Here is a 6916-nt window from a genome sequence, read left to right as displayed (position 1 = left end):
CGCCGCCGCCGCGCCCACGGCCTCCGCGAGCCGGTCCGCGAACTCCTCCCGGGCCCGCTCCCCCAGACCGGGCCGCCCCTCGGCGACGTACACCGGGCGGAGCCTGGCCGCCGCGGCGTCCACGTCGGCGGACAGGCGCCGCGTCGCCGCCGTGCGCTCCTGGACGAACCGGCCGAGCAGCTCGCGCAGTTCGCCGACGCCCTCGCCGGTGAGGGCGGACACGGGCAGGACGGTCGCCCCGGGATCGCCGTGCTCGCCGAGTGCCATGCCGTCCTCGTCCAGCAGCCGGCGCAGGTCGTCCAGGACCTGGTCGGCGGCCTCGCCCGGCAGCCGGTCGATCTGGTTGAGCACGACGAAGGTGACTTCGGCGTGGCCGGCGAGGGGCCGCAGGTAGCGCTCGTGCAGGGCGGCGTCCGCGTACTTCTCCGGGTCCACCACCCAGATCACCGCGTCGACCAGGGCGAGCACCCGGTCCACCTGGTCGCGGTGGCCCTTCGCCGCCGAGTCGTGGTCGGGCAGGTCGACCAGGACCAGGCCCTGGAGCGCCTCGTCGGCCGCCGCGCCCGACGCCGGCCTGCGCCGGAGCCGGCCGGGTACGGCGAGGCGGTCCAGCAGCCCGGCGGCCCCGTCGGTCCAGGAGCAGGCGAGCGGGGAGGACGTGGTGGGGCGGCGCAGGCCGGTCTCGGAGAGCTGGGCGCCGGCCAGGGCGTTGAAGAGGGCCGACTTCCCGCTGCCGCTCGCCCCGGCGATGGCGACGACGGTGTGCCGGGAGGAGAGCCGCTGGCGGGCCGCCGCCTCGTCCAGCACCCGGCCCGCCTCGGCGAGCGCGGCCCGGTCCAGGCGGGCCCTGGACAGGCCGACGAGCTCGCGCAGGGCGTCCAGGCGGGGCCGGAGCGGGCTGCCGGAGTCCACGTACGCCTCGACCTGCGGCCGTCCGTCGTCCTCGTCCTCTTCCTCGGGAGCCTCGTCCGGGGTCTGCTCCGCCCGCTTCCGGGCGGCCTGCGCGCGCCGGGCGATCAGCCCGTCGTCCCAGCCGCTGCCGGAGCGGGAGGTGTCGGACCGGGAGGTGCCGGAGTGCGACGCGTCGGAGGGCGACGCGTCGGAGGGCGACGCGTCGGACAGCTGCTCCCCGGCCCCGCCCTGCCCCGGATTCTCGTCAGTGACGGCAGTCATCGCTGCCACCTCTCCTTCTGCAGTAGGGACAGCGCGGCGATCAGTTCGGCCTGCGGTTCGGGGGCCACGTCGAGGGCGTCCAGGGGCGCGAGCCGCCGGTCGCGTTCACCGTTCAGCACGTGGTCGAGGCAGTTGGTGAGCAGCGCGCCGCCCTTGTCGCGCAGGCGCAGCGCACCCTGCGCCCCGATGCGTTCGGCGAGCTGCTCGCCGGCGGTGCGGGCGCGGCGTCCGCCGAGCAGGGCGGCGGCCAGCAGGGTGGCGACGGTCTCGGGGTCCGGGGCGGTGTTGCGCTCCATCAGGCGCAGCTCCTCCTCGGCCAGTTCCTCCAGGATCCGGCGCCACCTGCGTACGGTCATGGCGATCCGGCCCCGGATGTCCTCGGCCGGTCCCCAGCCGCCTTCCTCGCGCCCCGCCGCCTCGAAGGCGAAGCCCGCCGCGGCGGGCTCCTTGCGCCAGACGGCGCGGATCTGCTCGTCGGCGGCGGCGACCCCGCACTCCAGGAGCGCGGCCAGACTCTCGACGAGCGCGTCGAGCACTTCCTCGGAGGTGCTGTACGTGGGGTAGCCGCGCCACCGGGTCCGGGCGTCGCCGGCGAGCGCGCCGCCGTTCTTCAGCCTGCGCCGGAGCCGGGCGCCCTCCTTCCCGTACGCCTCCTCGACCACGCCCGTCAGCCGTACGGCGGCGGCGTACTGCGCGGCGACGGCGCCGGCGAGCGCGGGCATGCGGACGTCCAGGGAGTCGATGACCCCGGCGGCGGTCCGGCCGACGGCCTGTTGGCGGGCGGCCGGGTCCTGGGCGCGGTGCGCGAGCCAGGCGCGCAGCGGGGCGACCGCGGTGGTGGGCAGGAGTCCGCTGCCGCCGCCCGCCGACTCGGGCAGCTCGGGGATGGTGAACCGGGGCACCTCGCCGAGCCCGGCCTTGGCCAGCAGGGCCCCGTACTGGCGGGAGACCTCGGCGATCACCTGGTGCGGGACGCGGTCGAGCACGGTGACGAGCGAGGCGTTGTACTCCTTGGCGGTACGGAGCAGATGCCAGGGCACGGCGTCGGCGTACCGGGAGGCCGTCGTGACCATGACCCAGATGTCGGCGGCGCAGATGAGTTCGGCGGCCAGGACCCGGTTGCGGACGACGAGGGAGTCGATGTCGGGGGCGTCCAGCAGGGCGAGCCCGCGCGGCAGCCCGGCCGCGGTCTCGACGCGCAGCGCGGTGCCCTCCTCGGCGGCGTGGCCGTCGGGTCCTTCGAGGTCGTCGCACTGGCCGGGCTCGGCGTGCTCCTCGGGCGGCAGCCAGACCCGGGTGAGCTGCGGCAGCACCCGTACGCCCGCGAACCAGTGCTGGTCGTCCGGGTGGCAGACGAGGACGGGCGTGCGGGTGGTGGGCCGCAGCACCCCGGCTTCGCTGACCCGGCGCCCCACCAGCGAATTGACGAGCGTCGACTTGCCGGCGCCGGTCGATCCGCCGATGACGGCGAGCAGGGGCGCCTCGGGGTCCTTGAGCCGGGGCAGCAGGTAGTCGTCGAGCTGGGCGAGCAGCTCGGTCCGGGTCTGCCTGGCGCGAGGGGCCCCTGGGAGCGGGAGTGGCAGACGCACGGCGGCGACACTGTCGCGCAGGGCGGAGAGTGCGTCGATGAGCTGAGGCCGTACGTCCAAGGTCACCACATGCGAAGAATGCCCAATTTTGGCGCCTTTTTGAAGCGTATAACCACCTCTGCGCGCCGGTTCCTCCGTCCGGACAGAGGGGATGAGCGGGGCGCAGGCATAACGAGTGCACAACACCCGTGGCGTGAAGCGTCAAAAGCGGTGCGTGATCCGTACCTACCTGCGATTATCGTTTCGCTTCACCGAACCTCCACATCGTGCCACGCAGGTGAAGCAACGAGGTCGAGCCGATCGGAGCCCTATCCTTGTCCCGGCAAGGTCACGGACCGCCCGGGCCCCGGGGCTCCTGACCACCGCAGCCACCACCCGGCCCCCGTAGCTCAGTGGATAGAGCAGGCGCCTTCTAAGCGCTTGGCCGCAGGTTCGAGTCCTGCCGGGGGCGCCACTGGCATCACGTCAGATCGACCACGTTTTGCCTGGTCAGACTGTGTCTGATGTTCGCGCATCTCCAGCGTACGCCAGCTTGGCGGACGGCGCTGGAGTCCGGCTGGCACCGGCTGAAACCGGGGTTCTACGGGTGGCTGTCCCCCATGCGTCCCCCAGCCCCCAGGGGCCAAATGCATCCATATGGCCTCGCGCGACAACGCCGAAGGGCGGTGCCGGGCCCCCGTGGCTGGGGTCCGGCACCGCCCTTCTCGCTCCGGGCTAATCGGCCTTGCCGACATACCTGACGTCGTGGATCTGCTTCAGGTAGTTGTCCCGCTGGCCGACGATGCACCGCGCATAGATGGCCAGCAGCACGGGCACGCTGTTCCCCGCCCACTCGGCGACCTGGGCCGGGGGTATGCCCTTGTTGAGCCACGCGGTGAGGCAGGTGTGGCGGCAGTCATACACGCGCTTGCCCGCCGGCGACTCGTATTCGTGGGGCTGGAGGACCGCCTCTCGGGCCTTGTCCCAGACCCGCCGAAAGACCGAGCCCGCCAGCCTGCCGCCGAACTCTCCAGGGAAGAGGAGGTCTGTCGGCTTGAGCTTGTACTTGCCGATGACCTCGCGGAGGAAGGCGACGAGATCAGGGTGGATCGGCACGGTCCGGGTGTCCCCCTCCGCCCGCCCCTTCAGGTCACGGTCATCGTGGGGCTCTCCGCTGTCGGTCCACTGACTGCCGACCTCCGGACGGGCGCTGTGGACGATGAACTCACCCCAGCCCTCTTCCGGCAGCGTGGCGTCACTCACGTGAAGTGCGACCGCTTCCTCGGGACGGAGGCCGGCGTAACAGAGCGTCGCGAAGAAGGCTCGGTAGAGCGGACCTCGCCGCAGGGGACGCGTGCCGATCCAGGCCAGGAGGGCGGTAACCTGCTCAGGGTTCAGCAGAGACCGCTTGTCGATGGCCTGGGCGACCTTGGGGGCGCCGCCTCCGCTTCCCTTGCCTTTGGGCAGGGGGTTCTGGCGGAGGATGCTGTGGCGGACCGCGTACTCCATCACCAGGTTCATGATCCGCCGATTGCGGGACACGGAGCTGGCGGCTGCGGGGGTCCCGTCCAGCAGCGTTCCGAGAGCGGATATGACCGAGTCGACGTGGTCCGACTGCTCCCACGCCGACATGGACAGCGTGTTGCGCTGAACCCAGTCGAGAATGACGCGCACGTCGTCGGGCATCGTCTCCTCGGGGTTCGTCCGGCGCTTGGAGTTGAAGGCCCATTCGCGCAGTGCCATCCGCACCTTGACCGGATCGAACTGCCTCGGAGGCGTGCGGAGCAAGGCGATGGTCACAGGGGTCAGAGCCTTGGCGACGTTTTTCCGTGTGTTGGCGGAGAAGCGCGGCCAAGATTTGTCAACGAATTCGACCGCGAAGTCGTACCAGTTGATGTCGGCCGCCTTGCTGGCGTACGAGATCGGCAGGCCGGTCTCGTGGCTGAAGGGCTCACCACGCTTGACCGCGGTCAACAGGTCGGACCGACGGGCATCCGCGAGAGCCTTGGTCGGGTACGTCTTGCTGTGCTTCTTGGTACCGACCTTCCAGATCACCTTGTAGGTGTATCCGTTCGCTCGCGTCCGGCGCTCGATGTTGTAGATCCGTACGTCAAACGTGCCATCAATCAAGATGCGTCCTCACAATCAGTAAGCCAGTTTTCGAAATCGCTACGTCGCACTCGCAGGGAGCCATTGGGAAGTCGAATGCAACGCGGCCCGCGCCCCTTCTGCCGCCAGTCGTAGAAGGTGCTGCGTGCGACCCCCAACTCGTCGCACACTTGCTCTACGGTCAGCTTCGCTCCAGGCCGAACTGCTACTCCCATGACTTCACCCCGTTGCCGCTGCCAGCATTGTGGCGGCAACGGCCTACCACCTCGAGATGAAGATGGGCAGGGGGTATCACAAGTCGGCACATGCGAGTGAGGTCCTTAGCAGACGGGCGCGGAGCGCGATGGAGCGTAAACAGAACGCCAGACCCCGACGGCACAGTGAGGCGTCGCTGACTGGAGCCGATTGGAGTCGCGATTCAGGGCAATAGCGACCGTGCGCCGAACATGAACTCCTTACGTTTTACGGCGCGATCGACTACGCCCGCCCCCGACTCCACCGCCAAGCACAGTCGGGTGCGAACTCCCTCAATGGTCTGCACGATCCCCGGTTTCGGTAACCGGGGATCGTCGGCTACATTCCGCCCCGCAACCGCGAACTACGAGGTAAGCCGGTAGGACCTGGGCGCGGGGTGCGCGTCGTCATCCACCAGGGCGAGGAGCCCGTCCTCGGTGAGTCGACTGAGGTTGCGAGCCACGACGCGTTCGGGGCTGCCGACGGCTCGGGCGACACCTCGGGCTTCGGCGCCGGAGTGCGCCGCGACGTGCGCGAGCACCATCAGGTCTTGGCGATGCCCGCGCTGCACCAAGTCCTCACCGAAAAGGCCGGCGGCGCAGACGCAGAGGCAGAGGCCCGTGGAGACCGCCAGGTAATCATCGTCGTTTTTCCCACCCAGGCATTGAACCCGAGGGCAAAGAGCACGTGCGGGGTGAAGCGGGCAGATCGGATAGCAGGATCAGACAGAACAGACCTCCCAGGATGGGTTTACGCCGTTCGAGGCGGTCTTCGCGACTCTTGCCTCCGGGTGGCTCTCGGAAACTGCTCGCGATCGAGCAGCAGCACCAACTGGCGTAGCTTTTTGCGGGACGTTGTACGTTGACATAGCCCTCGCGCAGCTATCCAGTCTTTTGGCGCTCCTTCCTGTCTGCCGTGGGCGAATCCATCGCAGCGGTATTCCAATGAGCCTTTTCCAACCTCACGCTGACGCGTGGTGAAGGACGAGGACGGCTTGGACGATCGCTGTGATGCGGTTGGTGCTGCAGCGCAGCTTCCGCAGGAGGCGCCAGCCCTTGAGGGTGGCCATGGCCTGCTCGCCGAGGCAGCGGATCTTGGCGTGGGTGGTGTTGTGGCGGCGCTTCCATCTCTTGAGGCGGCGGCCCCGGAACGGGACCCGGACGGGTCCGCCGGCGCCTTGGTACGCCTTGTCCGCCCAGCACCTGAGTCCTGCTTCGGTGAGGGCTTCGATGATCCCGTGATGTCGCGCGGCGGTCAGGTCGTGGGTCGAGCCGGGCAGCGCCGGTGAGGCCCAGAGCAGCCGTCCGAACGGATCGGTGAGGACCTGCACGTTCATGCCGTGGCGCTTGTGCTTCCCGGAGTAGTACGGGGTGTCGGCGGCGATGCGGTCGATCGGCAGGAGGGTGCCGTCGAGGATGACGAACGCCTTCTCCCGGATCGTCCGCATCGCCTCGTCCAGGGACGGGGCAAGGCCGGCCAGGGCCTCGACGACTTCGCGTATGTAGCGGTAGACGGTCGCGATCCCGACGCCGAACCCGGCGGCAAGCTGGGCGTAGGTGTCACCGCATCGCAGGTGGGCCAGGGCGAGCAGGGCCTGTCGCGAGGCGGGAAGGCGTCGCCAACGCGTCCCGATCTCCCGCCGCCTGGCCTCCAGCCGTCCGGTCAGGAACCGCAGGGTGCGGCTGGACAGATCAATCGCCGACGGGTAGACAAGCACATGAAGCTCCTGGCAGACACGGGTGATCTTGGTCGAGAACCCGTCTACCAGGGGCTTCGTCGTTGTGCAGACCCGTCCAACTCGCGGTCATCGTCACCAGCTTGGAAAGAGCTCA

At 69.8% G+C, this 6916-nt stretch carries 6 protein-coding genes and 1 tRNA gene; 1 reads left to right on the top strand and 6 read right to left on the bottom strand.

All coding sequences use genetic code 11. The annotated features are described in order from the left end of the window. The coding region (locus G3I41_RS28065) for a YfjP family GTPase (RefSeq protein ID WP_203601762.1) at window positions 1-1173 on the bottom strand (1173 nt) is incomplete at its 3' end. Continuing rightward, the gene (locus G3I41_RS28060) at window positions 1170-2822 is read right to left on the bottom strand and encodes a dynamin family protein (RefSeq protein WP_164403173.1); all 1653 of its coding nucleotides are present in this window, start codon (window positions 2820-2822) and stop codon (window positions 1170-1172) included. The genes G3I41_RS28065 and G3I41_RS28060, both read right to left, overlap by 4 nt. 318 nt (window positions 2823-3140) lie before the next feature. Here G3I41_RS28060 and G3I41_RS28055 point away from each other — a divergent pair. Next, window positions 3141-3216: transfer RNA gene (locus G3I41_RS28055), tRNA-Arg, on the top strand. 260 nt (window positions 3217-3476) lie between these two features. Here G3I41_RS28055 and G3I41_RS28050 read toward each other — a convergent pair. The 4 genes from G3I41_RS28050 to G3I41_RS28035 all read right to left on the bottom strand — a co-directional run bounded on the left by G3I41_RS28050 (window position 3477) and on the right by G3I41_RS28035 (window position 6801). After that, on the bottom strand, window positions 3477-4871 hold the full coding sequence (locus G3I41_RS28050) for a tyrosine-type recombinase/integrase (RefSeq protein WP_239081872.1): 1395 nt from the start codon (window positions 4869-4871) through the stop codon (window positions 3477-3479). After that, window positions 4868-5065 (bottom strand): helix-turn-helix domain-containing protein, encoded by a 198-nt coding sequence (locus tag G3I41_RS28045; RefSeq protein ID WP_164403171.1) that lies wholly within the window; start codon window positions 5063-5065, stop codon window positions 4868-4870. Before G3I41_RS28045 ends, G3I41_RS28050 begins: the two co-directional genes overlap by 4 nt. Window positions 5066-5448: 383 nt before the next feature. Then, the gene (locus tag G3I41_RS28040) at window positions 5449-5628 is read right to left on the bottom strand and encodes a hypothetical protein (RefSeq protein ID WP_164403170.1); all 180 of its coding nucleotides are present in this window, start codon (window positions 5626-5628) and stop codon (window positions 5449-5451) included. 417 nt (window positions 5629-6045) lie between these two features. Continuing rightward, entirely contained in the window at window positions 6046-6801 is a 756-nt protein-coding gene (locus G3I41_RS28035) for a transposase family protein (RefSeq protein ID WP_164399605.1), read from the bottom strand. Between the last annotated feature and the right edge of the window lie 115 nt (window positions 6802-6916).

The organism is Streptomyces sp. SID9727 (assembly GCF_010550605.1).
Classification (GTDB): Bacteria; Actinomycetota; Actinomycetes; order Streptomycetales; family Streptomycetaceae; genus Streptomyces.
Note: the sequence above shows the minus strand (reverse complement) of the source record. Positions and strands in the feature narration are given on the sequence as shown.